Below are 26,023 nucleotides of genomic sequence, written 5' to 3'. Positions count from 1 at the left end.
GGTGGGGCGGCGTTTCCCGTTGAGCGAGATGCCTGTCCACGCACGGGTGTGATCGCCCTACCCTCCGACAGATGACGAACGAGGTCCTGAGATCGGTCCGCGGCCTGCTGCCGATGATCGCGGAACGCGCGGACAAGGTCGACGAGTCGCGGCGCGTGTCCGAACAGGTGATCCGTGAACTCGGCGACGCCGGATTGTTCAAGATGCTGCAGCCCAGGCGGTACGGCGGCACGGAAAGCAATCCGGTGCACTTCTACGAGGTGGTGCGCGCCGTGTCCGGTGTGTGCGGCTCGACGGGCTGGCTGGCGTCCGTGCTCGGGGTGCACCCGTGGCACCTGGCCCTGTTCGACGACCGGGCGCAGCGTGACGTGTGGGGCCACGACGATTCGGTGCTCGTGTCGTCCGCCTACGCACCCGTCGGACGGTTGGTCCCCGTCGAGGGCGGGTACCGGCTGACGGGGGACTGGCATTTCTCCTCGGGCTGCGAGCACGCGTCGTGGGCACTGCTCGGCGCGATGGTGGTCGGGACCGAGGGCCGCCCGGTCGATTTCATGACGGCGCTGGTGCCGCGGTCGGACTACCGCATCCACGACGTATGGGACGTGGTGGGGATGCGCGGCACCGCCAGCAACGAGATCAGCGCCGAGGACGTGTTCGTTCCCGACTACCGGATCAAGAGGAATTACGAGACGGCGCAACTGCGCGGACCCGGACAGAAGGTGAACCGGGGACCGCTGTACCGGCTGCCGTTCGCCACGCTCTTCACCACCGCCGTGGCGACCCCGGGAGTGGGTGTCGTCGCGGGATGCTACGAACGCTATCTGACGTTCATGCGGGAACGAGTGCGGCTCAGCCTCGGTGGCGGAAGATTCGTCGACGACCAGTTCGCCCAGGTCGCGGTGGCCCGGGCGTCGTCCGAGATCGACGCCGCGATCTTGCAGATGGATCGCAACGTGCGTGAACTGTGGGAACTGGCCGAGGCCGGTGAGGAACTCCCCATGGGCCTGCGGCTGCGGGTGCGCCGCGATCAGGTTCGCGCGACCGAGCGAGCCCTCGACGCGATCGACCTGCTGTTCAAGACCGCCGGCGGAAGTTCGCTGTCGCGCGGCAACGCGATCGAACGGTCGTGGCGCGACGCCCACGCGGGCAGCGTGCACGTGGCCAACGAGCCCGAACGCGCCCTCGCCCAGTTCGGCAGGGGCGCGTTCGGGCTCCCGGTGGAGGACAACCTCGTGTAGTCAGCTCCGCATGTACTGAACTGCCCGGTAGGAGAAGACCATTGCGGTGCCGAGCGGCACTCCCGGGCCGGGATAGAACCGGCCGCTGAGCGATGCGCTGGTGTTGCCCGCCGCATACAGTCCGTCGATGGGTGTGCCGTCGGCGCGCAGGACCCGGGCGTCGGCGTCGGTCCGGACCCCGCCCTTGGTGCCGAGATCGCTGAGCACGATGCGGGCCGCGTGGAACGGGCCCTGCGACACCGGGCTCAGTGCCGGATTCGGTGGCGCGTCCGCACCCGTGCCCGGCGGGCAGAAGAAGTTGTCGTACGGGTCCTCTCCCCGGTGGAAGGCCTCGTCGACGCCGTGCTTGGCGAAGTCGTTGAACTGTTCGACGGTACGGCGCAGAGCGTCCGCGGGAACGCCGATCTTCTCCGCGAGTTCCTCGACCGTGTCGGCCGAGACCCAGGTGCCCGCCGCGTGATGCTTCTCGGCGGAGATGTTCGGAATGGAGATGGCAGGCAACACCGGCCCACCCTCCTTCGAGTCGAACACGAGATACGAACTGCCGCTTCCGTGCTCGATCATCGCTCGACCGAACTGGTCGTACGGCAGGGACTCGTTGAGGTACCGCTCTCCGGACGTGTCGACGAGAATGCCGCCGCGCACGCCCACCATGAACGCGCCGGAGCCGTCCGGAAGTTCGACCCCGGGGCACCACCACGCCTCGTCGAGGAGTGCGGTGTCCGCGCCGATCTCCACCGCCGCCCGCAGGAGGTCGCCGGTGTTCGCGCCGCGCGGGCCCATGCTCCAGTCCGCCTTGCCCGGCGTTCCGTTCTCGGTGCGCAGCGCCGCGTTGCCCTCGATCCCGCCTGCCGCGAGCAGCACGCCGCGCGTCGCCCGGATTCGGACGGTCTCGCCGGCGGCGTTCGTCGCCTCGACGCCGACGACACGGCCGTCCTCGACGATCAGCGACCGCGCGGCGGTCTCGGTGCGCAGTTCCGCGTGCCCGGTGCCGTGCAGAGCCATGAGAAGACGGCCGATCAGGGCGCGGCCACCGTTCAGTGTTCCCTCCGGATGCGGTTCCCCGGCCCGGTCGACGTCGGCCTCGGGCCGGATGACCTCACGCAGGTCCCCGACCTCGTCGCTCGGCAGGTCGAGCGGGTTGATCGCGCGACCGTAGTCCATCCGGCCGGGCGCCTTGTAGTAGTCGGGGAACGCGCGCCACTCGAATTCGATGTGGGGATCGCGTTCGAGGAGGTCGACGACCTCGGGCGCGGTGGCGACGTACGCCTCCTGACGGTCGATTTCCTCGTCACCCACCACTGCGCGCAGGTACGTGCGCGCTTTGTCCGTGGAGTCGCCGATGCCGGCGCGCTCCTGCACGGCGGTGCCCGGCAGCCACACCGCGGCGCCGGAGTACGCGGACGTGCCGCCGAACAGTGGGGTCTTCTCGAGGACGAGGGTGCGCAAACCCTGCGAAGCGGCCGTGTAGGCGCCGGTCAGCGCGCCGCCCCCCGAACCGACCACCAGCACGTCGCACTCGGTTGTCCAGTCCTGCATCGTCGTTTCCTCCGTTGATGGTCTGTGGTGACTGGCGGTCCAGTCGTGGGGTTCACGCAATCGCATCCTGGGGACCTGCGGCACGTGCGGTCCCACTCACCGGACGAAATTCGATGCTTTCCCGAACCAATGCGAGAATCGACACCGGATCCGGGGCTGTGTGCGGAGTGAAGGGGGATCGAGGGTGCCGAGAATCGCCGAAGTGCGGGACGCTGCCGAACCGAGTTCGGAGGAACAGCGGGCCCGCCACGTCCGCATGCTCGAGGCCGCGATCGAACTGGCCACCGAGAAGGAACTCGCCCGAGTCCAGATGCACGAGGTGGCCAAACGTGCCGGCGTCGCGATAGGGACGCTGTACCGGTACTTTCCGTCGAAGACGCATCTGTTCGTCGCGGTGATGGTCGACCAGATCGACCGCATGGGTGTCGGGTTCAAGAAGAGCGCACCCCCCGGTGAATCGCCGCAGGATGCGGTGTACAACGTGCTCGTCCGCGCCACCCGCGGGCTGCTGCGACGGCCCGCACTGTCCACCGCGATGATCCAGTCCACGAGCACCGCCAACGTCGCGTCCGTGCCGGATGCGGGGAAGGTCGACCGGGCCTTCCGGCAGATCATGCTGGACGCCGCCGGGATCGAACATCCGACGGAGGAAGACCTCACGGCGCTGCGCCTGCTGGTGCAGCTGTGGTTCGGCGTCATCCAGTCCTGCCTCAACGGCCGGGTCTCGATTCCCGATGCCGAGTCCGACATCCGTAAGGCGTGCGACCTGCTGCTGGTCAACCTGTCGCACCGCTGACAGCTCGCCGGGGTCGGGTCGCGTCACCGTCGACCTCGAAGTGAAGTTCATTCCTGACACCTGAGCTGCGCCGAAAAGCTATTTCGCAAGGCAAAGGGCATTGATGTCTCTTCAAAAATAGAATACATTTCAAAAATGAGCGCGGACATGTCCGCGAGCCAGAAGAACCCAAGGAGCGGAACATGGGCAACGCCGTCATCGTCGACGCGGCACGGACACCGATCGGGCGCCGGCGCGGGGCACTGTCCGGACTGCACCCGGCCGAACTGCTCGGCGCCGCACAGCGGGGTGTCCTCGAACGGGCCGGTGTCGCCCCGGCGGACATCGGGCAGGTCGTCGGCGGATGCGTCACCCAGGCCGGTGAACAGTCCAACAACGTGACCCGGCAGGCGTGGCTGCACGCGGGACTGCCGTACGCGACGGCGGCCACGTCGCTCGACTGCGCCTGCGGGTCTTCCCAGCAGGCCGTGCACGTCGTGGCGGGGCTCATCGCGTCCGGCCAGATCTCCGCCGGAATCGGGTGCGGTGTCGAGGCGATGAGCCGGGTGTTCCTCGGCCAGGCCGTCACACCGGAGACCGGCAACCCGTACCCCGGCGACTGGTCGATCGACATGGGCGACCAGTTCACGTCCGCCCAGCGGATCGCCGACCTGCGCGGACTCGAGCGCGGCGACGTCGACGCCTTCGGGCTCGAGTCACAGCGCCGCGCCGCCCAGGCCTGGGCGGAAGGACGGTTCGACCGCGAGATCGTTCCCGTCACCGCCCCCGTCGTCGACAAGTCCGGCGCACCCACCGGTGAACTCGCGGTGGTCACCCGGGACGGGGGACTGCGGGAGACGACAGCAGAGGCCCTGGCGGCCCTGAAACCCGTGATCGACGGCCACATTCACACTGCGGGCAACTCGTCCCAGATCAGCGACGGCGCCGCCGCCGTCCTGCTCATGGACGGCGGCCGTGCCCGCGAACTCGGATTGCGGCCGCGCGCGAGGATCGTCGCGTCCGGCATGGTCGGCTCCGACCCGTACTACCACCTCGACGGGCCGATCGAGTCGACGCGGATGGTCCTCGGGCGCGCCGGAATGTCGTTGGGCGACATCGATCGCGTCGAGATCAACGAGGCGTTCGCGTCCGTCGTGCTGTCGTGGGCGCAGGTGCACGGGGCCGACCTGTCGAAGGTGAACGTCAACGGCGGCGCCATCGCCCTCGGACATCCGGTGGGCTCCACCGGGGCCCGGCTGATCACGACCGCCCTGCACGAACTGGAGCGCTCCGACACCTCCACCGCGTTGGTCACGATGTGCGCCGGTGGCGCACTGTCCACCGCAACCATCATCGAACGCATCTGACCCCGAACGATCGACGAGGCCGACATGACAATGGGATTGACCGAAGAAGAACGCGACCTACGCGACTCGGTGCGGGGCTGGGCCACGCGGACCGTGACCCCGGCCGTGCTCCGGGAGGCCGTCGAGGCCAAGACCGAGCGACGACCGCTGTTCTGGAAGTCGTTGGCGGACCTGGGTGTACTGGGACTGCACCTGCCCGAGGACGTGGGCGGGGCCGGGTGCGGGCTGGTCGAACTGGCAGTGGTCACCGAGGAACTGGGCCGGGTCCTGCTGCCCGGTCCCTTCCTCCCGACCGTTCTGCTCGGCGCCGTCCTGCACGAGTCGGGGCGCGCGGGTGAGCTCTCCGGGCTTGCGGACGGTTCGACCCTCGGCGCGGTGGCCCTGCAGCCGGGTTCGCTGCGGCTCGCCCGGGACGGCGGAGTGGTGACGCTGGACGGCGAGTCCGGGTACGTCCTCGGCGGGCAGGTGGGCGACCTGTTCCTGCTCGCGGCGAGGGACGGCGACGAGACCGTCTTCGTGGCGCTCGCCCGCGACCGGCTCGACGTGACCGACCTGCCCAGCCACGACGTGGTGCGCCGCAACGCGACCGCGGCGGCGAACGGACTCGAGATCACCGAAGCCGATGTTCTGCAGATCGATTCGCAGCGCGTCCTCGATCTGGCGGCCACCTTGTTCGCCGCCGAGGCCTCGGGCGTCGCGGACTGGGCCGTGACCACCGCCGCCGACTACGCCAAGGTGCGCCACCAGTTCGGCCGCCCCATCGGCCAGTTCCAGGGCGTGAAGCACCGGGTGGCACGCATGCTCTGCCTCGCCGAACAGGCCCGCGTGTGTGCGTGGGACGCGGCCCGTGCGATGAATTTCGGAAGCAGTGCCAGGGCCGCGACTGCTGCGCCGCGCTGCAGTGCGGCGGAGGAATCACTCGCGGCCGCGGTCGCCGGAGCCACCGCCCCCGACGCGGCGTTCTCCGTCACCAAGGACTGCATCCAGGTGCTCGGGGGCATCGGCTACACCTGGGAACACGACGCCCATCTGTACCTGCGCCGGGCGCAGTCGCTTCGGATCCTGCTCGGGTCCACCGCATCGTGGCGGCGGCGCGTTGCCCGCGCGACCCTGGGTGGCACCCGCCGGGTGCTCGGCATCGATCTGCCGCCGGACGCCGAGCGTATCCGCGCCGACGTCCGCGCGGAACTCGCGGCCGCCGCCGCACTGGACGAGACGGAGTGCAGGGCGTACCTGGCCGAGAAGGGTTACACCGCACCGCACCTCCCCACACCGTGGGGCAGGGGAGCCGGCGCCGTGGAACAACTCGTGATCGGGGACGAACTGCGCGCGGCCGAGCTGAAGCCCCACGACATGATCATCGGCAACTGGGTGGTGCCCACGCTCATCGCGCACGGCAGCGAAGAACAGTGGCAGCGCTTCGTGCCGCCGTCGCTGCGCGGCGACCTCGTCTGGTGCCAGCTGTTCTCCGAACCCGGCGCCGGATCGGACCTCGCCGGCCTGAACACCAAGGCCACCAAGGTGGACGGCGGTTGGGTGCTGCAAGGGCAGAAGGTGTGGACGTCGATGGCCCGGGACGCGGACTGGGGCATCTGCCTCGCCCGCACGGATGCCTCGGTTCCCAAACACAAGGGATTGTCGTACTTCCTGATCGACATGTCGGGCAGCGACGGCCTCGACATCCGGCCACTGCGCGAGATCACCGGCGAGGCACTGTTCAACGAGGTGTTCCTCGACAACGTGTTCGTCCCGGACGAACTCCTGGTGGGCGAACCGGGCGACGGCTGGAAGCTCGCCCGGACGACCCTCGCCAACGAACGCGTGTCGCTGTCGCACGACTCCTCGCTGGGTTCCGGCGGCGAGGCTCTGCTGACGCTGGCGAGCGAACTGCCCGGCGACATCGACGACGAGCAGTTGACCGTGCTCGGCAAGGTCCTCTGCGACGCACAGTCCGGCGGCCTGATGGGGCTGCGCACCACCTTGCGATCGATCGCGGGCGGGCAACCGGGCGCCGAGTCGTCGGTCGCGAAACTGCTCGGCGTCGAACACATCCAGCAGGTGTGGGAGGTGGCGATGGACTGGGCCGGACCGCGCGCCCTGCTCGGCGACCAGCCCCGGACGTCCGGCACGCAGATGTTCCTGAACTCGCAGTGCATGTCGATCGCGGGTGGCACCACCAATGTCCAGCTCAACATCATCGGCGAACGACTGCTGGGTCTGCCGCGTGACCCCGAGCCCGGAAAGGGAGTGTGACCTGACATGCCGATCGACGTGAACGCTGCCCTGACCGCGGAACCGGCGGTGCGGGAGGTGGCGTGGACCGAGCGCGACGTCATTCTCTACCACCTCGGACTCGGCGCCGGCGAGAACCCACAGGACCCCGCGGAACTGCGCTGGGTGTACGAGAAGGACTTGCAGGTGCTCCCGACGTTCGCGCTCGTCGCGGGGCACGGAATCTCGGCCGGCGACGCACCGGCGGCCGGGCTGAACCTGCCCGGCATCGACATCGACCTGCGCAGGATCCTGCACGGCGGACAGTCGCTCACCGTGCACGCGCCCATCCCCGCCTCGGGCAGGGCCCGGGTGTCCTCGCGGGTGGCGGATGTGTGGGACAAGGGCAAGGCCGCCGTCATCGTGCTCGAACAGACGGCCACCGACTCGGGCGGGAACCCGTTGTGGACCACGGGGATGCAGATCTGGGCCCGTGATGAGGGCGGGTTCGGCGGCTCCCCGGGACCCGAGTCGGTGGCCACGGTGCCCGACGGGGAACCCGACAAGGTGCTCGTATCGCGCACCGGGACGGCGCAGGCCCTGCTGTACCGGCTCAGCGGCGACCTCAACCCGCTGCACGCGGACCCTGATTTCGCGGCCGCGGCCGGGTTCGAAAGGCCGATCCTGCACGGGCTCGCGTCGTACGGTGTGGTGTGCAAGGCCGTCGTCGACGGGATGCTGGACGGCGATCCCACACGACTGCGCCACTACGCGGTGCGGTTCGCGGGCTCGCTGTACCCGGGCGAGACCGTCGAGACCGCGGTCTGGCAGGACGGCGACCGGCTGACCCTGCGGGCGACGTGCCCCGACCGCGACGGGCAACCTGTCCTGACCCAGGCGACGATGGAGGTGACCGGGTGAACGTCGATACACATCCCACCCACGAGAACAGCCCGCCGGGGACGGTGCTGACGTCGCCGCCCGACGGATCTCCCGTCGACCGGGCGACCGAGGCCGCCCGCCGCGTGGTCGACGCGCTGCTACGCACCGATCGTGGCAACGCCAACCTCGAACGTGTCGCGGAAGAGCTGAACAGCATCGCCGAGCACCTCGAGGAACACGCGCCTGCCGTCGCCGAACGGCTGATCGACATGTGGAACGGCGAGGGCGTCACCCGGCACGATCCCGTCACCGGACCCGAGAACGCGCTCGCGCCGCCCGTCGTCCTCGAGGGGCTGTCCGACGGATCGGTCCGGGGCACCGTCACGCTGACCATCCCGTACCAGGGTCCGCCGGGGCACGTCCACGGCGGTGTGTCCGCGCTCCTGCTCGACCACGTCCTCGGCGTCGCCAACGCCTGGGGTGGAAAAGCCGGCATGACAGCGCAGTTGAGCACCCGCTACCACCGCCCGACGCCGCTGTTCGAACCACTCACCCTGACCGGGAAGCTGATGTCGGTCGACGGCCGCAAGATCACCACCGTCGGCGACATCCGGACCGCGGACGGCCAGGTGTGCGTCTCGGTCGAGGGACTGTTCGTCGACAAGACCGTGCCCCGCCCACGATGACACCGATCAGGAGTAGACGATGAGCAGGAACAGACAATGACGTCACCCGCCCGTTTCGAGAACAAGGTCGTCTTCGTCACCGGCGCGGCGCGCGGGCAGGGCCGCGCCGAGGCCGTCCGGTTCGCGTCCGAGGGCGCCGACGTCATCGCGATCGACGCCTGCTCCGAATTCGCGTCCACGCCGTATCCCGGCGCCACAGAGGATGACCTGGCCGAGACGGTCCGGCTCGTCGAGGCGACCGGTCGGCGGATCGTCGCCGCCACCGCGGACGTGCGCGATTTCGACGGCCTCTCACGGGCCCTCGCGGATGGCATCGAACGGCTGGGGCGCCTCGACGTCGTGATCGCGAACGCGGGCATCTGCTCGGGGGCGTTGTCGTGGGAGATCACCGCGGAGCAGTGGCAGGAGACTGTCGACGTCAACCTCACGGGAACCTTCCACACCGCGAAGGCGGCGATCCCGTACCTCATCGAACAGGGGGAGGGCGGCGCCGTCGTTTTCACCAGTTCGGTGTCCGGGCTGAAGGGAACCCCGTTCACCGGGCACTACGTCGCCACCAAGCACGGCATCACCGGGCTCGCCAAGACGATGGCGAACGAACTCGGTGAGCACCGCATCCGCGTCAACACGGTGCACCCGGCGGGCGTGGACACCGGCATGAAGGTGCGCGACCTGCACCCGCTCATCGCCCGGTACGCGTCGACGCTCGGCTCCATCTACCAGAACTCGCTGCCCTACAGCATCCTCGCGCCCGAGGACGTCGCCGCCGTCGTCGCCTGGGTCTGTTCCGACGAGGCGAAATACATCACCGGGGCGCAGATTCCCGTCGACCTCGGCAATCTCATTCGCTGAGGTTCGCACGCTCGGTTGTCGCCGAATGTCACAGTGGTGCAGTGCGACTGCGCCACTGTGACATTCGGCGCCCTGCTGACGGTCAGACGGTGATGTCCCGGCGGACCATCTTGCCGGTCGCGTTGCGGGGCAACAGGTCCGTGGTGATCCGCCAGCGGGTCGGGACCTTGAAATACGACAGGCGATCGGCGGCGTACTCGCGCAGCTGCGCCTCGGTGGTCGCGGCACCCGGTCGCAACACCACGACGGCCGCCACCTCCTGCCCCAGATCCTCGTGGGGCGTCCCGATCACCGCGCACTCGAGCACATCCGGGTGTTCGTCGAGGCACTGCTCGATCTCGGTGGGGTACACGTTCTCCCCGCCGCGCAGAATCAGATCCGAGCGACGTCCGGTCAGCCGCAGGCGACCGTTCTCGACGAGTCCGTAGTCGCCGGTCCGGAGCCACCGGCCCGGGGCGATCGCCGCGGCGGTGGCGGCCTCGTCCTCCCAGTAGCCGAGCATCACGAACGGGCTGCGCACGCACACCTCGCCCTCGACGCCGTCGGGCAGCCACTCCCCGTACGGGTCGCGGATCTCCATGCTCACCGTGATGATCGGACGTCCCAGAGTGCCCGGGAACTGCTCGAGTTCGGGGGCGGTGGCGACGGCGATCGCCGTACTGCACTCGGTGAGCCCGTAACTGTCCACGAGGGCGTTGCGCGCGAACGGCACCTTCTCGCGCAGGCGTTCCTTGAACGCGACCGACGACGGTGCGGACGCCAGCGAGAACGACGTGAGCGACGACAGGTCGTACTTGCCGAGGTCGTCGTGTTCCACGAGACGCGACGCCATGGTGGGCACCGCTCCCCAGTTGGTGACCCCTTCCCGCTCGACGAGACGGAGCACGGCATCCACATCGAAACCGCCCTGGTGCATGACGACCGCGCCGCCCGTCGCCAGCCGCGGAATCACCAGATTGTGCAGGCTCGCGATGTGGAACAGGGGAGACGTCAGGAGGTAGCGAAGCGAACTCGGCACCGTCGGATCGACGGGCCGTCCACTGAATTCGCCGACCACGGCGTCGCTGAACCGGTGGTAGTCGACGACGGCCAGAATATTGCGCTGAGAGTGCAACGCTCCCTTGGGCCTGCCGCTCGTGCCGCTGGTGTAGAGGATGGCGGCGGGATCGTCCTCGTCGACGTCGGTGTGCGGCATCGGGGACCCTGCGTACCGCGCGAAGATCGCAGGCAGATCCGCCTCCGTCGTCAGGACCGGAAGATCGGTGCCGACCGCGGCGAGCGTCTCCGCGCGCTTCGCGTCGGCGACCACCACGGTGGGGCGACTGTGCGTCAGCCCGTACTCGACCTCCCGCGGCACCCACCAGCCGTTCAACCCGACGCTGATGGCGCCGAGCACCTGCGTGGCCCAGAACGCGACCACCCACTCGGGGGTGTTCGCGGCCAGGATCGCCACCCGGTCACCCTTCCGGACGCCGTAGTCCTCGCGCAGCGCCGTCGCCAGGGCCGCGACCGCGGCGGCGTGCTCGGTATAGGACATCCGGCGATCGGCGGTCACGAGGTAGTCGCGGTCGCCCCACCGGAGCGACGTGGTGAGGAGTTCGCCCACCGAGCGCCCGCGGTTCTTCATCACCGGCATCCGGGTGCCGAGTACCGGCTCCTCGACGAGCTCGAACCGGCCACCAGGTCCGGTGAGACGGGACATCACCTGATCCAGGTGCAACTGTGGATCTGTAGGGGCAGTCATCGGGGCGACCTTTCGTCCTCGGGCACTCGTACCGACACAAGATGGCACGCCGTGACGGGCGCCCGGACGTGGTTACCACTCAGCGAGACTGCCACGATCCGTGACATCCCGGCGCCGCTACGTTCGACAGCGAATCGCAGCTGGAGGAACTCATATGACGATAGATCTCGACCCGCCCACAGTGAAGGTCGATCCGCTCGCCCCGGCCACACTCGGGCCGATCACCCTGCGCAATCGCGTGATCAAGGCAGCGACGTACGAGGGCCTGACCCCGAGGGGGCTGGTCACCGACGAGCTCATCGAATTCCATCGGCAGCCCGCCGCCGGAGGCGTGGGCATGACGACCGTCGCGTACTGCGCGGTCGCCGCGGACGGCCGTACGTCGCCCGGCCAGATCCAGTGGACCGACGAGGCGATGCCGGGCCTGCGGAAGCTGACCGACGCCATCCACGCCGAGGGTGCGGCAGTGTCTGCGCAGATCGGCCACGCGGGACCGGTCGCGGCCGCAAAGTACATCGGATCCCCGGCCCTGGGTCCGTCCCGCGCGTTCCGGATGACCACTCAGAACTTCTCCAAGCCGGCCTCCACGGCAGATATCGCCCGGATCGTCGAGGCACACGCCGACGCGGCTCGCCGCGCGGTGGAGGCGGGATTCGATGCCGTGGAGATCCATTTCGGCCACAACTACCTGATCAGCTCGTTCCTCAGCCCGAAGGTCAACAAGCGCACGGACGAGTACGGCGGATCCCTGGCGAACCGCGCCCGGTTCGCGCTCGACACCGCCCGCGCCGTACGCGACGCGGTGGGGGACAGGATCGCGATCCTCGCCAAGCTGAACATGGACGACGGTGTGCCCGGGGGCTTCTGGGTGGACGAGGCCATCCAGGTGGCGCAATGGCTCGAACGGGACGGTTCGCTGGACGCGCTCGAGCTCACCGCGGGCAGTTCGCTGCTGAACCCGATGTACCTGTTCAAGGGCGACGCGCCGCTCCGTGAGTTCGCCGCCGTCATGCCGCAACCGACGAAACTGGGAATCCGGTTGGTCGGCAAGCACTTCCTGAAGGAATACCCCTACCGCGACGCCTACCTCCTCGAGGACGCCCGCCAGATCAGGGCCGCCGTGACGATGCCGCTCGTCCTACTCGGTGGCATCACCGGCAAGGCGACCATGGACCTGGCGATGGCGGAAGGCTTCCAGTTCGTGGCCGTCGCACGGGCACTCCTGCGGGAACCCGACCTCGTCAACCGGATCACGGAGGAGACCCACACCCCCGGTCTGTGCATTCACTGCAACAAATGCATGACGGCGATCTACGGTGGCACCCACTGCGTGCTCCGCGTGCCGTGAGCGTGCACACCGTGTCGACAGGAGAGATGGAGTTGGAACGCACCACGATCGCCCGGATGCTGCTCGACCGGCTGGGTGACGACAGGCTGGGAGTCCGTACCCGGGACCAGGATTGGACCTGGGACGAGACGGTGCGCGAGAGCGCGGCCCGCGGCGCCGTCGCGTCCTCGCTGCGGCGCGACGGACCGTTCCACGTCGGTGTCCTGCTCGAGAACACCCCCGAGTTCCTGTTCTGGCTGGGCGGCGCGGCGCTCGCCGGGGCCACCGTCGTCGGCATCAATCCGACCCGTCGCGGGGCGGAACTCGAGGCCGAGATCCGGTACGTCGACTGTCAGCTGATCGTCACGGACACCGCCGGGAAGGCGCAGCTCGCCGGTCTCGACCTCGGGCTGTCCGACGACCGGTTCCTGCTGGTCGACGATCCGGGCTACACCGAACTCGTCGCGTCCCACGCGGTGGAGTGTCCGGTCGAGGAGCCCGGGATCGACGCGTCGACGCTGTTCCTTCTGCTGTTCACATCCGGCACCACCGGCGCGTCGAAGGCGGTGCGGTGCAGCCAAGGCCGGCTCGCCCGGCTGGCGTACGCGAACACCGCCAAATACGGGCACGTGCGCGACGACGTCGACTACTGCTGCATGCCGCTGTTCCACGGCAACGCGTTGATGGCGCTGTGGGCGCCCGCCCTCGCCAACGGCGCCACCGTCTGCCTGCCGCGCAAATTCTCCGCGTCCGGATTCCTGCCCGACGTCCGGTTCTTCGGCGCCACGTTCTTCACCTACGTCGGCAAGGCGCTGGCGTATCTGATGGCCACACCGGAGCGACCCGACGACCGTGACAACACGCTCGTCCGCGGTTTCGGGACCGAGGCGTCCCCGGAAGACAAGACCGAATTCGTCCGCCGGTTCGGCGCCGAACTGTACGAAGGGTACGGCTCGAGTGAGGGTGCCGGTTCGGTGACGCTCGACCCCGACGCCCCCGAGGGCGCGCTCGGCAGGCCCGCGAACGAGAACATCCTCATCGTCGACCCCGACACCCGAGCGGAGAAGGCCCGGGCGCGGCTCGACGAGCACGGACGCGTGCTCAACCCGGACGAGGCGATCGGCGAGATGGTCGACAAGGCCGGCGCGGCGCGGTTCGAGGGCTACTACAAGAACGAGGACGCGATCGCGGACCGCATCCGGCACGGCTGGTACTGGACGGGCGACCTCGGGTACGTCGACGAGGCCGGCTTCATCTACTTCGCCGGCCGGAAGGGCGACTGGATCCGCGTGGACGGGGAGAACACCTCGGCGCTGATGGTGGAGCGGATCTTGCGGCGACACCCGAAAGTGGTCGCCACCGGCGTGTACGCCGTCCCCGACCCGCGGTCGGGCGATCAGGTGATGGCGGCCGTCGAGGTGTCCGACCCCACCGATTTCGATCCGGCGGAGTTCGCCGTGTTCCTCGGTAGCCAGGACGACCTGGGCACGAAAGCTGCACCGAGATTCGTCCGGGTGTCGACGGACCTGCCGGTGACGGGATCGAACAAGGTCCTCAAACGCACGCTGCAGGAGCAGCGCTGGCGTTGCGGCGATCCGGTCTTCCGGTGGGTGGGACGTGGTGTTCCGGAGTACCACGAGATGACCGAGAGTGAGAAGGCCGCGCTGGAGCAGGAGTTCCACACGCACGGCCGGCAACGATTCCTGCAGGTGTGACGGTGAGGGTGACATGAAACTGGGTGTGGTGATTCCCGTCGAGCTGGGACGGGCGGGCGAGCCCGAGTGGATACTCGAATTCGCGAGGGCTGCCGAATCACTCGGATTCGACGAGATCTCGGCCGTCGAGCATTCGGTCGTCATCGCGGACACGGCGAGTGCCTATCCGTACTCGCCCACCGGGAAGTCGCACCTACCCGACGACTGCAGCCTGCCGGACCCGCTGGAACTGCTGTCGTTCGTCGCCGGCGCCACGACGACCCTGGGTCTCGCGACAGGCGTGCTGGTCCTGCCCAACCACCACCCCGTGGTGCTGGCGAAACGCCTCGCCACCCTGGACCGGCTGTCCGCGGGGCGCCTCCGTATCTGCCTCGGTCTCGGCTGGATGCGCGAGGAGATCGAGGCCTGCGGCGGCGACTTCGACCGGCGCGGCGCTGTCTCCGACGAGGCGATCGCGGTGATGCGGGCGCTGTGGTCGGGCACCACCGCCGTCGACTTCGCGGGCGAACACTTCTCCTTCCGCGGCGCCCAGAGCTGGCCCAAACCCCACCGGGATTCGGGAGTGCCGCTCTACATCGGCGGACACAGCCCGGCGGCCGCACGGCGGGCCGGGCGGCTGGGCGACGGCTTCCAGCCGCTCGGCCTGGCCGGCGACGACCTAGACCTTGCGATCGCCCGGATGCGGGCGGCGGCAGCGGACGCCGGCCGCGATCCCGCCGATGTCGACCTCGTGCTGGGTGCCACGCTGCCGCGGCTGGACGAGGCCAAACTCGACCGGTCCCGGGAACTGGGCGCGAATCGGCTCGTCTTGTCGGCGTCCCGGCACGCGCACTCGCTCGGCGAGGTCATCGACGAGATGGCAGCCTGCTCCGCCCGGTTGGGACTCAGTCCGGCACGGTGACCGGCACGTCCTCGCTGAAGTCGACGATCAGTTCGCGCCGGGAGAACTGCCAGCCGGTGTCGCCGAGCACGAACCGGTCGTGGTAGCGCAGTGCGATCCGATTGTCGCGGAATCCGTTTCGGCCGGCATAGACATGGTGCGCCGTGCAGTACGTCTCACCCGACGCGCTCGACCCGTTCACGTCGATCACCTGCTGGTGCACGACGTGCCGGGTGGACTGCAGATGCGAGACCGCGTCCACGACGGCGGACGCGAGCACGTCACTGCCGCGGAGTTCCGTTGCCGCGCCGGTGCCCGTCAACGCAGGCGGCAGGACGAACGTCGCGTCGGAGTCGAACAACGCCGCGAGCATTGCCGCCTCGCGCCGGTCGACGGCCCGCGCATAGCGGGCGGTGAGTTCGGTGAGAGCGAATCCGGTGGCCATTCCACCATTCCAGCGGACATCCGGCCTCGGCGACAGCCGCCTCCCGCTGACCGAGACATCGGCAGTGCGGTGTGGGAGTGCTGGTTAGCGTCCAGAACACACGTGGCGACAGCCACGCACAGGCTTGAGGAGAACGCCGATGGATGTGAGGGAATCGCCCGGGCAACGGGAACTCCGGCGGGAGTTGCGCGCGTACTTCGCGGCGCTGCTGCCGGAGGAGACGCGGCGGATCGCGGGTGAGCAAGGTGTGGGCGGAGAGCATTTCCGCGATATCGTGCGGCTGCTGGGCAAGGACGGCTGGCTGGGTGTCGGCTGGCCGGTGGAGTACGGCGGGCAGGGACGGTCGATCGAAGACCAGTTCGTGTTCTTCGACGAGGTGCAACGGGCCGGACTGCCGTTCCCGTTCGTCACCGTCAACACCGTCGGCCCCACCCTGATGAAGTACGGCACCGAGGAGCAGAAGGCGCGGTTCCTTCCCGGCATCCTGGCCGGCGACATCGTCTTCGCCATCGGCTACACCGAACCGGAAGCCGGCACCGACCTCGCCTCGCTGCAGACCCGGGCCGTCCGCGACGGAGATTCGTGGGTGGTCGACGGCAACAAAATCTTCACCAGTGGGGCCAACACAGCCGACTACGTGTGGCTGGCGTGCCGCACCGATGCGGACGCACCCAAGCACAAGGGCATCTCGATCCTCATCGTGCCCACCGATGATCCCGGTTTCAGCTGGTCGCCGATCCACACCGTGGGCGGGCTGACGGTCACGTCGACCTACTACAGCGGAATCCGGGTCGGCGATCAGGACGTCGTGGGTGACGTCGACGGCGGGTGGCAGCTGATCACCGCCCAGCTCAATCACGAACGCATCGGGCTCGCGGCGCTCGGCGGACGCACGCTCGGCCTGTGGCAGCAGGTCCTCGACTGGGCCAGGCAGAACGGTGCACTCGACATCCCGTGGGTGCAGATGGACTTCGCGCGCACTCACGCGAAGCTCGAGGCGATGCGACTGCTGAACTGGAAGATGACCGCCGCGGTCGCGCGGGATGCGTTGTCGGGAGCCGACGCCGGTGCCACCAAGACGTACGGCACCGAAACCCACGTCGACGTCTACCGCACTCTGCTCGGGATCCTCGGCGCCGCCGGACGGCTGCGTCCGGGCTCACCCGGCGCGATCCTCGCCGGCCAGATCGAACAGATCTCCCGTCAAAGTGTGGTGAACACGTTCGGCGGCGGCGTCAACGAGGTGCTCCGCGACATGGTCGGCACTCTCGGCCTCGGACTCGTCCGCGAGAAGAGGGTGAAATGAGCGAACTCCTCACCCGGCTGCGCGCGTTCGAGGGACGGACGATCGTCCCGGCCACCTGGGGCCCCGACCCCGTGAACACTCCGATGATCCGGCACTGGGTCGAGGCGATGGGTGACACGAGCCCCGTCTACCTCGACGACGACGCCGCGCACGCCACCGGCCGCGGCGGCGCCGTGGCACCCGCCCAGATGCTGCAGGTGTGGACGATGCGCACGTACGCCGACAAGATGACCGGCGCCGACCCGTCACCCGTCTGGACGGAGTTGATCGCCACATTCGACGAGGCGGGATTCACGTCCGTCGTCGCCACCGATTCCGACCAGGAGTTCTTCGCCGAACTGCGCCCCGGCGACCGGGTGAGCACGACCGAAGTGGTCGAGTCCGTGTCCGCGGAGAAACAGACAGGTCTCGGCGCCGGACATTTCGTCACCACCCTCAAGACATACCGCAACGGCGACGGCGAGATCGTCGGCACCCAGCGGTGGCGGACACTCCGCTTCCGGCCCGCCGAGCGTCCGGCTCCGCGCGCACTGCGCCCGCGGCCCGCCATCGACCACGACAACGCCTTCTGGTTCGCGGCCGCACGCGAGCACCGCCTCGTCATCCAGCGGTGCGCGAGCTGCGGGGTGCTGCGGCACCCGACCGGACCGATGTGCGGGGAGTGCCGCTCCACCGAGTGGGACACCGTCGACGCGTCGGGGCGGGGCACCGTCTACACGTTCGTCGTCAATCACCACCCGAAGATCGACGCCTTCGACTACCCACTGATCGTCGCGGTGATCGAACTCGAGGAGGGCACCCGCCTGATCGCCAACATGACGGGTGTCGAACCCGAACACGTGCACATCGGAATGCCGGTGGAACTGGTCTGGATCGACGCCGACCCGGAACTGACGCTTCCCGCATTCCGGCCCACCCCATTGGAGGACCACTGATGGATTTCACCTTCAGCGAGGAGCAGGAGGCGGTGCGCGGACTGGCCGCGGACGTGTTCGCTGCCACGTCGCGACCCGAGCGGATCAAGGACGTCGAGTCGACCGCCGACCGGATCGACCGGAAACTGTGGCGTGAACTTGCCACGACCGGGCTGCTCGGCATCGCCCTGCCCGAGAACCTCGGTGGCGGCGGCATGGGACTCCCCGAACTGTGCGTCCTGTTCGAGGAGCAGGGCCGGACCGTGGCGCCGGTTCCGTTGTGGCCGCACGTGCTCGGCGCGCTCGCGATCACCGAGTTCGGGACGCCGGACCAGCGCGGCGCGCTGGTTCCCGCCGCGGCCGACGGCAGCCTGATCCTCACGGTCGGACTCGAGGAGTTCGGGCCGTACGTCACCGGCGAACCGGCGACGACGGCACGCGAGGTGGACGGCCGGTGGCAGGTGCACGGCGCCAAGGCCGCGGTGCCGGTGGCGCATCTCGCCGAACGCCTCCTCGTCTCCGCGACCACCGGCAGCGGTCCGGCGCTGTTCCTGGTGCACCCCGGCGCCGCGGGAGTGACCGTGCAGCAGGCGGAGTCGACCACCCACGAGATCTGCGCGAACGTCACGTTCGACGCTGCCCCCGCGGAACCGGTCGGCCCGGCGGACGGTACCGCGGTGCGGTGGCTGCTCGAACGGGCGGAACTGGCACTCGCCGCGCTGCAACTGGGCGTGGGGGAAGGCGCGGTCGGCCAGGCCGTGACGTACCTCAACGGACGCACCCAGTTCGGCCGCCCGCTCGCGACGTTCCAGGCCGTCACCCATCAGCTCGCGGACTGCTACATCGACCTCGAGGCCATGAGGGTGACGCTGTGGCAGGCCGTCTGGCTCCTCGCGAGCGGGGAAGATCCGGGAACCGCTGTGCTGGTCGCGAAATGGTGGGCGACCGACGGCGGCCAGCGGGTCGTTCACCGCACGCAGCACGTACACGGCGGAATCGGCGTCGACACCGACTACCCGGTGCACCGGCACCTCCTGTGGGGCAAACAGCTCGCCGCCACACTCGGCGGCGCCGGCTCCGACCTGGCACGCCTGGGCGCGCAGCTGGCGGCCGGGGTCGAGGTGGTCGCATGACCGCGACCGTCGGCGCCACGGGCTACGAGACCGTCACGATCGGCGATCGGCTGCCCGAGTTGGTGATTCCGCTGACGCGCACCCTGATCGTCGCCACCGCCCTCGCCACCCGCGACTTCCAGGACGTGCACCACGACCCGGCACTCGCGGTGGAACGGGGATCGACGGACGTGTTCATGAACATCCTCACCACCAACGGGCTGGTGGGGCGATTCGTCACCGACTGGGCAGGCCCGCACGCGTCCCTGCGGCGGATCGCGGTGCGGCTCGGTGCCCCCAACTACCCCGGCGACGAGATGACCCTGACCGGTGAGGTGGTCGCGAAGGACGACGGTCTCGTCACCGTGAAGATCCGCGGCGCGAACAGCCTCGGTGATCACGCCACCGGCACCGTCGTCGTCGCCTGGCCTGCACGAGGAGACCTGTGATCAGCCCCCTGTCGGGCGCCGCCGCCATCGTCGGCATCGGCGCCACGGAATTCTCCAAGCACTCGGGACGAAGTGAACTGCAACTGGCGTGCGAGGCGATCGTCGCCGCACTCGCCGACGCGGGCATCGACCCGTCCGCGGTCGACGGACTGTCCACGTACACCGCCGAGACGAACGGGGAGGTGCTCGTCGCCCGCAACACGGGCATCGGCGAGCTGAAGTTCTTCTCCCGCATCGGTTACGGCGGCGGCGCCGCGTGCGCCACGGTCCAGCAGGCGGCGATGGCCGTCGCCACGGGCATCGCGGACGTCGTCGTCTGTTACCGCGCGTTCAACGAACGATCCGGTGTGCGTTACGGACTCGGGCAGCACGACCGCCCGATGGACAGCACCGCGGACCGGGCGGCATACGCCTGGCTGACCCCGCAGGGACTGTCGACGCCCGCCCAGTGGGTGGCGATGTTCGCCCGCCGGTACATGCATCGGTACGGCGCCACGAGCGAGGACTTCGGCCGGGTCGCGGTCGTCGCACGCAAGCACGCCGCCGACAACCCCGCCGCCTGGTTTCACGGGCGGCCCATCACCCTCGACGACCACCAGAAGTCGCGGTGGATCGCCGAACCGCTGCACCTACTGGACTGCTGCCAGGAAACCGACGGCGGCCAGGCCCTCGTCGTCGTCTCCGCCGAACGCGCCAGGGACCTCCGCGCCACCCCGGCGATCGTCAAGGCCGCCGCGCAGGGCTCCGGCAAGGACCAGCACATGATGGCCAGCTACTACCGGCCCGACATCACCGGAATACCCGAAATGGGCGTCGTGGGCAGGCAACTCTACGGGCAGAGCGGTCTCGCGCCCGACGACATCTCGGCGGCGATCCTCTACGACCACTTCACCCCGCTCGTCCTCCCGCAACTCGAGGAACTCGGGTTCTGCGACCCCGGCGAGGCGAAGGATTTCATCCGGGACGGCAACCTCGAGGTCGGCGGCCGCCTCCCGGCCAACACCCACGGCGGCCAGATCGGCGAGGCCTATCTGCACGGCGTCAACGGCATCGCCGAGGCAGTTCGCCTGATCCGCGGAACGTCGACGACACAACCGGACGGCATCGGCAACGTGCTGGTGACCGCGGGCACCGCCGTGCCCACCAGCGGCCTGATCCTGGGCAGAGAGGACTGATCATGACGACAACCGAACGCACGACGGCAGGAGCATGGCGAGGCGAGGACCTCGGCACCCGCACCGTGAGTTACGACGAGCGCGACGCCATCCTGTACGCCCTGTCGGTGGGTGCACGGGCCACCGAACTGGACCTCGTCTTCGAGGAGCGTCTGCGGGTGCTGCCCACGTTCGCTCTCACCCTCGCCCAGTGGGCGCCGGACGAACTGGGGTCGCGCGGCGCTTTCGACACGAAGACGGCGCTGCACGGATCGCAGGAACTGACGGTGCTCGCGCCGCTTCCGCGTCGCGGCGAGATCGCGTTGTCGGCGTCGGTCGGCGAGGTGTGGGACAAGGGCTCGGCCGCCGTGTTCGAGGTGCGCGTCGAGTCCGAGTTCTTCGTCGCCACCTGGTCGCTGTTCGCGCCGGGCGCCGGCGGCTTCGGTGGCGATCGAGGTCCCGCGAAACCGTCTCGGCCCGAGGGGAAACCGGTCACGGAGGCCGTTCTGCCGACCGCGGAGAACCAGGCGGCGCTGTACCGGCTGACCGGCGACCGGCACCACATCCACATCGACCCGGCGGCGGCCGAGCGGATCGGACAGCCCCGGCCGATCATGCACGGGCTGTGCACCCTCGCCGCGAGCACGCTGGAACTCGCCCGAGCGCTGGACGTCCACCCGGCCGACCTCGCCCGGCTGGAGGGACGGTTCGCCGCACCGGTCTACCCGGGCGACGCACCGACGTTGCGAGCCTGGGGTGATGCGGAGGACGCGTCGTTCGAACTCGTCCAGGGCGACCGGCCGCTCATCGCCGGGGCCCGCGCCGCGTTCGGCTGACCGCACGGTCGCCCGCCGAATGTCGCACCGGTGCAGTTGAACCGCACCGGTGCGACATTCGGCGAGGACGTCAGGAGTGGGTCGCGAGGTACCGCGCGGGGTATTCGCCGCCGCCGTGGACGGCGAGATCGGCGCCGTTCACGTACGACGCGTGCGCGCTCGCCAGGAAGAGGCACGCGTCCGCGATGTCGGACGGCACCGCCATCCGCCCCATCGGCAGGGTCCGGGTGACGGCGGCTCCGCCGTCGTCGCCGTAGACGGACGCCGCGCTCTCGGTGCGGATGAGACCCGTGGTGATGTGGTTGATCCGGACCTTCGGAGCCCACTCGAGCGCAAGCGCTTTCGTCAGAACCAGCAGGCCGGCCTTCGCGGCGCTGTACGCGGCGGTGCCGGGTTGCGGATCGTGAGCGGAGACGCTGCCGATGTTGACGATGGCACCACCGTCGGACTGCTGCTGCATCACCGTGTTGGCGGCCTGGGCGACGGTGAAGGGCGCCAGCAGATTCAGTGCGACGATCTTCTCGACGAAACGGGGGGAGACGGTGGCCGCGTCGGCGTCGGGCGAACCGCCCGCGTTGTTGACGAGGACGTCGAGGCGGTCGTACCGCGCGACGGCGTCGTCGATCAGTGCGGCGGCGTCGGCATGGTCGCGGACGTCGGTCGCGCGGAACGCGGCGATGCGATCGCCGTGCGCGGGCAGGGACTCCGGCGCGGAGCGGCCGCACACGAGCACGTTCGCCCCCGCGGCGAGAAACGATTCGGCGACGACGAAACCGATGCCCTTGGTGCCGCCGGTCACGACGACGGTGCGGCCACTGAAATCGAGAGGAGGGGGGATTGTCACGGGAGACCTTCGGAGTGAGGGAGCGCAGGATTCCTGGCGCTCGAATGAGATCGGGTGAATCGGCACGGATGCCGAAAACAAGCAAATGCTTGGTTCGATAGTAGGGGAACGGGAGTGGACATGGGCAAACTCGACGGCAAGGTCGCGCTGATCACGGGTGCGGGACAGGGGATCGGACAGGGAATCGCCCTGGCCCTCGCCCGGGAGGGCGCGGCGATCGCCGTCGCCGGACGGACCGAAGCGAAACTGCACCGCACGTGCGAGCGGCTCACCGAACTCGGCGCCAGCAGCGAACCGGTGGTGTGCGACGTCAGCAGACGCGCAGACATCGCATCCGCCGTCGAGCGGACCGTGGACGTGTTCGGCGGCGTCGACATCCTGGTCAACAACGCCAACGACTGCAGACCGGGACCGATCCTGTCAGTGATCGACGAGGAGTACGAGCGGTCGTTCGCGACGGGGCCGCTCGCGACGCTGCGCATGATGCAGTCGTGCCATCCGCACATGAAGTCACGCGGCGGCGGCGTGATCGTCAACCTCGTCACGTCGGCGGCTGTGCGCTGGGATGCGAGCAACTACGGCGCCTACGGTTCGATCAAGGAGGGGATGCGTTCGCTGACCAGGTCGGCGGCGTGCGAGTGGGGCCGGGACGGCATCCGGGTGCTGTCCGTGGCCCCGCACGCCAAGAGTCCGGCGCTTTCGCGGTGGATGGAGCAGAATCCGGACGAGGCGGCGGACTTCGTGGCGGGCATCCCGCTCGGACGGGTCGGCGACGCCGAAACAGACATCGGGCGCGCCGTCGTGTTCCTCGTCAGCGAGGACGCCGGCTACCTCACCGGGGCCACCATCCCCCTGGACGGCGGGCAGTCCCGTTGGGGCTGACGGCGATGATGCGGGTCCCGCCCAGCGGGAAGAGCTGCGGTCGCCGCCGTCGATCTGCACTAGTTTCGGCAGGATCGAATTACCGTAGCGAGAGGGCACCGTCGCGATGACGACCGTTGAAACACCACGCAGTTCGCGATCAGTAGTGGTCACCGTGGCCGCTGTCGTGGAGGAGACGTCCGACGCCCGGTCGCTGGTGTTCGACGTCCCCGACGAGCGTCGGCACGAATTCGCGTACAAGCCCGGACAGTTCCTGACGCTGCGGATCCCGAGCGACCGGACGGGATCGGTCGCGCGGTGCTACTCGCTGGCCAGTTCGCCGTTCACCGACGACCTGCCGAAGGTGACGATCAAACGCACCGCAGGCGGGTACGGTTCGCACTGGTTGTGCGACAACGTCGGCGTCGGCGACCGCATCGAGGTCCTGCCTCCCGCGGGCGTGTTCACTCCGGCCAGCCTCGACGAAGACCTGATCCTGTTCGCCGCGGGCAGCGGAATCACCCCGGTGATGTCGATCCTCAAGTCGGCGCTGAGCGAGGGCGACGGGAAAGTCGTCCTGGTGTACGCGAACCGGGACGAGAAGTCGGTCATCTTCGCCGACGAGTTGCGGGGACTCTCGGCCCGCCACGAACACCGACTGACCGTCGTGCACTGGCTCGAGAGCGTGCAGGGTCTGCCGACGCCGCGGCAGCTGGCGAATCTGTCGGACCGGTTCCCGGACCACCGCGCGTACCTCTGCGGACCGCGTCCCTTCATGGACGCGATCCACGAGTCGCTCGCACTCGCCGGCGTCCCGCGCGACCGGGTGCACGCCGAGGTGTTCACGTCACTGTCCGGGGATCCGTTCGCGGACGTCGTGGTCGAGGAACTGCCGGACACGGGTACGGCGTCGACGGTCGAGGTGCAACTCGACGGCGAAGCGCACAACCTGAGCTGGCCACGCCAGGCAACACTCGTCGACGTCATGCTCTCCAAGGGCCTCGACGTCCCCTACTCGTGCCGCGAGGGCGAATGCGGTTCCTGCGCATGCACGGTGGTCGAGGGAGAGGTGGACATGGACAACGCGTCGATCCTCGATCCCGAGGACATCGCGAGCGGCTACATCCTCGCGTGCCAGGCCCGCCCCGTCAGCGAGCATGTGCGGATCGAGTTCTGACGGGCGTCCGCGCTATTTCTCCGTCTGCGCGGCCGCGGCGCGCGCATTGAGGTCGGCGAGGCGGATCGGGTACCGCGGTGGGCGATCGACGATCACCTGCCGGGTGACGGCGAGGTCGCGGTCGACGTGGAGCAGTTCGCCCGACTGCAGCGGAGTCCAGCCGGGATCCTCGTCCATCTGCTCGCTGGCGACGACCACCGCCGGATTGTCGGCGAGATGTTCGGACCTGGCACGGATACGGCCGGGAGTGCTCGCGTGCTGGAGGTGGCGACCACCGCTCGGACCGCCCGCCCGCCGCTCGAGGAAGAGCAGGTCGTGGGTGTCCGGGTATCGTAGCGCCCACAATTCGCCGGGTGTGGTCAGCAGAATGTTGAGCGCGTAGATCGGCACGTTGTCGGCCAGCCATCGGGCGGCCGACGTGATGCCTGCCGTGACGTCGCCGCCGTTCCTCCCGATGTGACCGGTCACCAGGGCGAAGACGCGTTCCGAGTCGGTGTCGCCGTGAACGAGGGCGAGATCGGACCCCAGTTCCGCCTCGAGCTTCGGCAGGTCCTCGACCACGCCGTTGTGGGCGAACATGCGACCGTCCTGGGCGAACGGATGGGTGTTCTGGGGAAGCAGTTCACCGGTGGTTGCGAAACGGATGTGCGCCACGAACGTGGCCGAATACCGATGCTTCGCCTCCTGTGCGAACTCCGTGTCCTCGTACGCGGCGAGCGGTTGCTTCTCCACCACCGGAGTTCCGTCCTCCGCGAACGTGCCGAGTCCGGTGCCGTCCGGCTCGCGGTGACTCTGCTGGGCCAGACTGTCCGGGGCGTCCAGCAGCCAGAACGACGCGCGGACGCGGTGCGGGGCTGCGGACAACCCGAACAATCGGCACATGACTCCCTCTCGGGTGGGATGGATCAGCGGTAGTCCGGGTTGGCGAAGTCGGGGCGGCAACCGGCGTCCCATTCCGAACGTTGATTTCCGTATGCGGGGAACCCGCCGGCGTTCTTCAGCATCGCGGCGACGTGCATCAGGTTGTACGTCATGAACGTGGTGTTGCGGTTGGTGAAATCGTTCTCCGGGCCGCCCGACCCTTCGTCGAGATACGACGGGCCCGGGCCGGCCTCGCCGATCCATCCGGCGTCGGCCTGCGGTGGGATCACGTATCCGAGATGCTGGAGGCTGTAGAGGATGTTCATCGCGCAATGCTTGACACCGTCCTCGTTGCCGGTGATCAGACAACCCCCGGCCCGCCCGTAGTACGCGTACTGGCCGTTGTCGTTGAGAATCGACGAGCACCCGTACAGCCGCTCGATCACCTGCTTCGTGACGGAACCGTTGTCGCCGAGCCAGATCGGACCGGCGAGGACCAGGATGTCGGCGTCCAGCACTCGCCGAAACAGTGAGGGCCATTCGTCGCTCGGCCACCCGTGTTCGGTCATGTCCGGATAGACGCCGGTCGCGATGTCGTGGTCCACCGCCCGGATCTGGTCGACCGAGACGCCTTCCCGTTCCATCAGGCCGACACTGCGGTCGATCAGGCCCTGGGTGTTGCTCACTTCGGGAGACCGCTTCAGGGTGCAGTTGACGAACAGGGCACGCAGACCGCTGAAACGGGGGGTACCGTCCTGCGGCGACGGATCGGTCATCAGTCCTCCCACGAAAGAGTCCGGAAGTCCACGATATGCCGCGGCGGTCCCTGTTCGTGGCAGAAGAGTCCG

Annotated in this window: 24 protein-coding genes; 18 read left to right on the top strand and 6 right to left on the bottom strand. The window is 69.0% G+C overall.

The features are described 5' to 3' along the window. Positions 1–71 precede the first annotated feature (71 nt). Entirely contained in the window at positions 72–1,238 is a 1,167-nt protein-coding gene (hsaA, locus tag OYT95_RS07590; RefSeq protein ID WP_268791092.1) for a 3-hydroxy-9,10-secoandrosta-1,3,5(10)-triene-9,17-dione monooxygenase oxygenase subunit, read from the top strand. Here the strand turns inward: hsaA and OYT95_RS07585 are convergent, their stop codons facing one another. Further along, positions 1,239–2,777, bottom strand: coding sequence for an FAD-dependent oxidoreductase (locus OYT95_RS07585; RefSeq protein WP_268791091.1), 1,539 nt, complete (start codon positions 2,775–2,777; stop codon positions 1,239–1,241). Between the two features lie 184 nt (positions 2,778–2,961). On the opposite strand from OYT95_RS07585, the gene OYT95_RS07580 reads away from it, so the two are divergent. From OYT95_RS07580 to OYT95_RS07555, 6 genes are all read left to right on the top strand, one after another. Next, positions 2,962–3,573, top strand: coding sequence for a TetR family transcriptional regulator (locus OYT95_RS07580; RefSeq protein ID WP_037231430.1), 612 nt, complete (start codon positions 2,962–2,964; stop codon positions 3,571–3,573). Between the two features lie 182 nt (positions 3,574–3,755). Further along, positions 3,756–4,919, top strand: a complete 1,164-nt coding sequence (locus tag OYT95_RS07575) for a steroid 3-ketoacyl-CoA thiolase (RefSeq protein ID WP_128639281.1) — start codon at positions 3,756–3,758, stop codon at positions 4,917–4,919. A 24-nt stretch (positions 4,920–4,943) separates the two neighbouring features. Beyond that, complete coding sequence (locus tag OYT95_RS07570) at positions 4,944–7,172, top strand: acyl-CoA dehydrogenase (RefSeq protein WP_128639280.1); 2,229 nt, start codon at positions 4,944–4,946, stop codon at positions 7,170–7,172. Positions 7,173–7,178: 6 nt separating this feature from the next. After that, positions 7,179–8,051 (top strand): MaoC/PaaZ C-terminal domain-containing protein, encoded by an 873-nt coding sequence (locus tag OYT95_RS07565; protein WP_128639279.1) that lies wholly within the window; start codon positions 7,179–7,181, stop codon positions 8,049–8,051. Continuing rightward, positions 8,048–8,698 (top strand): PaaI family thioesterase, encoded by a 651-nt coding sequence (locus OYT95_RS07560; RefSeq protein WP_128639278.1) that lies wholly within the window; start codon positions 8,048–8,050, stop codon positions 8,696–8,698. Before OYT95_RS07565 ends, OYT95_RS07560 begins: the two co-directional genes overlap by 4 nt. 36 nt (positions 8,699–8,734) lie before the next feature. Then, positions 8,735–9,550 (top strand): mycofactocin-coupled SDR family oxidoreductase, encoded by an 816-nt coding sequence (locus tag OYT95_RS07555; RefSeq protein WP_128639277.1) that lies wholly within the window; start codon positions 8,735–8,737, stop codon positions 9,548–9,550. Between the two features lie 82 nt (positions 9,551–9,632). Here the strand turns inward: OYT95_RS07555 and OYT95_RS07550 are convergent, their stop codons facing one another. Next, the gene (locus OYT95_RS07550; protein WP_268791090.1) at positions 9,633–11,294 is read right to left on the bottom strand and encodes a class I adenylate-forming enzyme family protein; all 1,662 of its coding nucleotides are present in this window, start codon (positions 11,292–11,294) and stop codon (positions 9,633–9,635) included. Positions 11,295–11,448: 154 nt separating this feature from the next. Here OYT95_RS07550 and OYT95_RS07545 point away from each other — a divergent pair, with 154 nt between their 5' ends. From OYT95_RS07545 to OYT95_RS07535, 3 genes are read left to right on the top strand one after another with little or no spacing between them, the layout of a single operon-like run. Next, positions 11,449–12,642, top strand: coding sequence for an NADH:flavin oxidoreductase (locus OYT95_RS07545; protein ID WP_268791089.1), 1,194 nt, complete (start codon positions 11,449–11,451; stop codon positions 12,640–12,642). Positions 12,643–12,668: 26 nt separating this feature from the next. After that, the gene (locus OYT95_RS07540; RefSeq protein ID WP_268792215.1) at positions 12,669–14,336 is read left to right on the top strand and encodes an AMP-binding protein; all 1,668 of its coding nucleotides are present in this window, start codon (positions 12,669–12,671) and stop codon (positions 14,334–14,336) included. A 13-nt stretch (positions 14,337–14,349) separates the two neighbouring features. Next, on the top strand, positions 14,350–15,237 hold the full coding sequence (locus tag OYT95_RS07535) for an LLM class F420-dependent oxidoreductase (protein ID WP_268791088.1): 888 nt from the start codon (positions 14,350–14,352) through the stop codon (positions 15,235–15,237). Here OYT95_RS07535 and OYT95_RS07530 read toward each other — a convergent pair. Next, positions 15,221–15,661: a nuclear transport factor 2 family protein gene (locus OYT95_RS07530; RefSeq protein ID WP_268791087.1), complete on the bottom strand. Its 441-nt coding sequence runs from the start codon at positions 15,659–15,661 to the stop codon at positions 15,221–15,223. The genes OYT95_RS07535 and OYT95_RS07530 overlap by 17 nt on opposite strands. 139 nt (positions 15,662–15,800) lie before the next feature. Between OYT95_RS07530 and OYT95_RS07525 the strand changes: the two genes are divergently transcribed. Genes OYT95_RS07525 through OYT95_RS07500 form a run of 6 tightly spaced genes read left to right on the top strand, consistent with a single transcriptional unit; the run spans position 15,801 to position 21,432 of the window. Further along, positions 15,801–16,967, top strand: coding sequence for an acyl-CoA dehydrogenase family protein (locus OYT95_RS07525; protein WP_268791086.1), 1,167 nt, complete (start codon positions 15,801–15,803; stop codon positions 16,965–16,967). After that, the gene (locus OYT95_RS07520; protein WP_268791085.1) at positions 16,964–17,902 is read left to right on the top strand and encodes a bifunctional MaoC family dehydratase N-terminal/OB-fold nucleic acid binding domain-containing protein; all 939 of its coding nucleotides are present in this window, start codon (positions 16,964–16,966) and stop codon (positions 17,900–17,902) included. The genes OYT95_RS07525 and OYT95_RS07520 overlap by 4 nt, the downstream gene beginning before the upstream one ends. Next, a complete protein-coding gene (locus OYT95_RS07515; RefSeq protein ID WP_268791084.1) occupies positions 17,902–19,014 on the top strand; it encodes an acyl-CoA dehydrogenase family protein in 1,113 nt (370 codons plus the stop codon). Before OYT95_RS07520 ends, OYT95_RS07515 begins: the two co-directional genes overlap by 1 nt. After that, the gene (locus OYT95_RS07510) at positions 19,011–19,442 is read left to right on the top strand and encodes a MaoC family dehydratase (protein WP_037231458.1); all 432 of its coding nucleotides are present in this window, start codon (positions 19,011–19,013) and stop codon (positions 19,440–19,442) included. Before OYT95_RS07515 ends, OYT95_RS07510 begins: the two co-directional genes overlap by 4 nt. Continuing rightward, the gene (locus OYT95_RS07505; protein ID WP_268791083.1) at positions 19,439–20,617 is read left to right on the top strand and encodes a lipid-transfer protein; all 1,179 of its coding nucleotides are present in this window, start codon (positions 19,439–19,441) and stop codon (positions 20,615–20,617) included. The genes OYT95_RS07510 and OYT95_RS07505 overlap by 4 nt, the downstream gene beginning before the upstream one ends. A 2-nt stretch (positions 20,618–20,619) precedes the next feature. Next, positions 20,620–21,432: a MaoC/PaaZ C-terminal domain-containing protein gene (locus OYT95_RS07500; RefSeq protein WP_268791082.1), complete on the top strand. Its 813-nt coding sequence runs from the start codon at positions 20,620–20,622 to the stop codon at positions 21,430–21,432. Between the two features lie 70 nt (positions 21,433–21,502). Here the strand turns inward: OYT95_RS07500 and OYT95_RS07495 are convergent, their stop codons facing one another. Then, the gene (locus OYT95_RS07495) at positions 21,503–22,276 is read right to left on the bottom strand and encodes an SDR family oxidoreductase (protein WP_268791081.1); all 774 of its coding nucleotides are present in this window, start codon (positions 22,274–22,276) and stop codon (positions 21,503–21,505) included. Between the two features lie 120 nt (positions 22,277–22,396). Between OYT95_RS07495 and OYT95_RS07490 the strand changes: the two genes are divergently transcribed. Both OYT95_RS07490 and OYT95_RS07485 read left to right on the top strand, forming a co-directional pair. Continuing rightward, positions 22,397–23,158 carry an SDR family NAD(P)-dependent oxidoreductase gene (locus tag OYT95_RS07490; RefSeq protein WP_268791080.1) on the top strand — a complete coding sequence of 254 codons (762 nt, stop codon included), beginning with the start codon at positions 22,397–22,399 and terminating at the stop codon, positions 23,156–23,158. 106 nt (positions 23,159–23,264) lie between these two features. Further along, a complete protein-coding gene (locus OYT95_RS07485; protein WP_268791079.1) occupies positions 23,265–24,314 on the top strand; it encodes a ferredoxin--NADP reductase in 1,050 nt (349 codons plus the stop codon). A 12-nt stretch (positions 24,315–24,326) separates the two neighbouring features. Here OYT95_RS07485 and OYT95_RS07480 read toward each other — a convergent pair whose 3' ends face one another. Together OYT95_RS07480 and OYT95_RS07475 are read right to left on the bottom strand one after the other, a co-directional pair. Beyond that, on the bottom strand, positions 24,327–25,196 hold the full coding sequence (locus OYT95_RS07480) for a class II glutamine amidotransferase (RefSeq protein WP_037231471.1): 870 nt from the start codon (positions 25,194–25,196) through the stop codon (positions 24,327–24,329). Between the two features lie 23 nt (positions 25,197–25,219). After that, positions 25,220–25,951 (bottom strand): flavodoxin family protein, encoded by a 732-nt coding sequence (locus OYT95_RS07475; protein WP_037231473.1) that lies wholly within the window; start codon positions 25,949–25,951, stop codon positions 25,220–25,222. Positions 25,952–26,023 lie beyond the last annotated feature (72 nt).

The sequence above is a fragment of the Rhodococcus sp. JS3073 genome, from assembly GCF_026810085.1.
Classification (GTDB): Bacteria; Actinomycetota; Actinomycetes; order Mycobacteriales; family Mycobacteriaceae; genus Rhodococcus_F; species Rhodococcus_F wratislaviensis.
The sequence above is the reverse complement of the archived record's forward strand: the minus strand, read 5'-3'. Positions and strand labels throughout refer to the sequence as shown.

Coding starts and splice junctions, on each gene's coding strand:
- OYT95_RS07545 (WP_268791089.1), top strand. CDS start 11,449: ATGACGATAGATCTCGACCCGCCCACAGTGAAGGTCGATCCGCTCGCC.
- OYT95_RS07535 (WP_268791088.1), top strand. CDS start 14,350: ATGAAACTGGGTGTGGTGATTCCCGTCGAGCTGGGACGGGCGGGCGAG.
- hsaA (WP_268791092.1), top strand. CDS start 72: ATGACGAACGAGGTCCTGAGATCGGTCCGCGGCCTGCTGCCGATGATC.
- OYT95_RS07570 (WP_128639280.1), top strand. CDS start 4,944: ATGACAATGGGATTGACCGAAGAAGAACGCGACCTACGCGACTCGGTG.
- OYT95_RS07480 (WP_037231471.1), bottom strand. CDS start 25,196: ATGTGCCGATTGTTCGGGTTGTCCGCAGCCCCGCACCGCGTCCGCGCG.
- OYT95_RS07515 (WP_268791084.1), top strand. CDS start 17,902: ATGGATTTCACCTTCAGCGAGGAGCAGGAGGCGGTGCGCGGACTGGCC.
- OYT95_RS07520 (WP_268791085.1), top strand. CDS start 16,964: ATGAGCGAACTCCTCACCCGGCTGCGCGCGTTCGAGGGACGGACGATC.
- OYT95_RS07565 (WP_128639279.1), top strand. CDS start 7,179: ATGCCGATCGACGTGAACGCTGCCCTGACCGCGGAACCGGCGGTGCGG.
- OYT95_RS07575 (WP_128639281.1), top strand. CDS start 3,756: ATGGGCAACGCCGTCATCGTCGACGCGGCACGGACACCGATCGGGCGC.
- OYT95_RS07500 (WP_268791082.1), top strand. CDS start 20,620: ATGACGACAACCGAACGCACGACGGCAGGAGCATGGCGAGGCGAGGAC.
- OYT95_RS07530 (WP_268791087.1), bottom strand. CDS start 15,661: ATGGCCACCGGATTCGCTCTCACCGAACTCACCGCCCGCTATGCGCGG.
- OYT95_RS07525 (WP_268791086.1), top strand. CDS start 15,801: ATGGATGTGAGGGAATCGCCCGGGCAACGGGAACTCCGGCGGGAGTTG.
- OYT95_RS07510 (WP_037231458.1), top strand. CDS start 19,011: ATGACCGCGACCGTCGGCGCCACGGGCTACGAGACCGTCACGATCGGC.
- OYT95_RS07485 (WP_268791079.1), top strand. CDS start 23,265: ATGACGACCGTTGAAACACCACGCAGTTCGCGATCAGTAGTGGTCACC.
- OYT95_RS07475 (WP_037231473.1), bottom strand. CDS start 25,951: ATGACCGATCCGTCGCCGCAGGACGGTACCCCCCGTTTCAGCGGTCTG.
- OYT95_RS07490 (WP_268791080.1), top strand. CDS start 22,397: ATGGGCAAACTCGACGGCAAGGTCGCGCTGATCACGGGTGCGGGACAG.
- OYT95_RS07550 (WP_268791090.1), bottom strand. CDS start 11,294: ATGACTGCCCCTACAGATCCACAGTTGCACCTGGATCAGGTGATGTCC.
- OYT95_RS07555 (WP_128639277.1), top strand. CDS start 8,735: ATGACGTCACCCGCCCGTTTCGAGAACAAGGTCGTCTTCGTCACCGGC.
- OYT95_RS07585 (WP_268791091.1), bottom strand. CDS start 2,777: ATGCAGGACTGGACAACCGAGTGCGACGTGCTGGTGGTCGGTTCGGGG.
- OYT95_RS07540 (WP_268792215.1), top strand. CDS start 12,669: ATGGAGTTGGAACGCACCACGATCGCCCGGATGCTGCTCGACCGGCTG.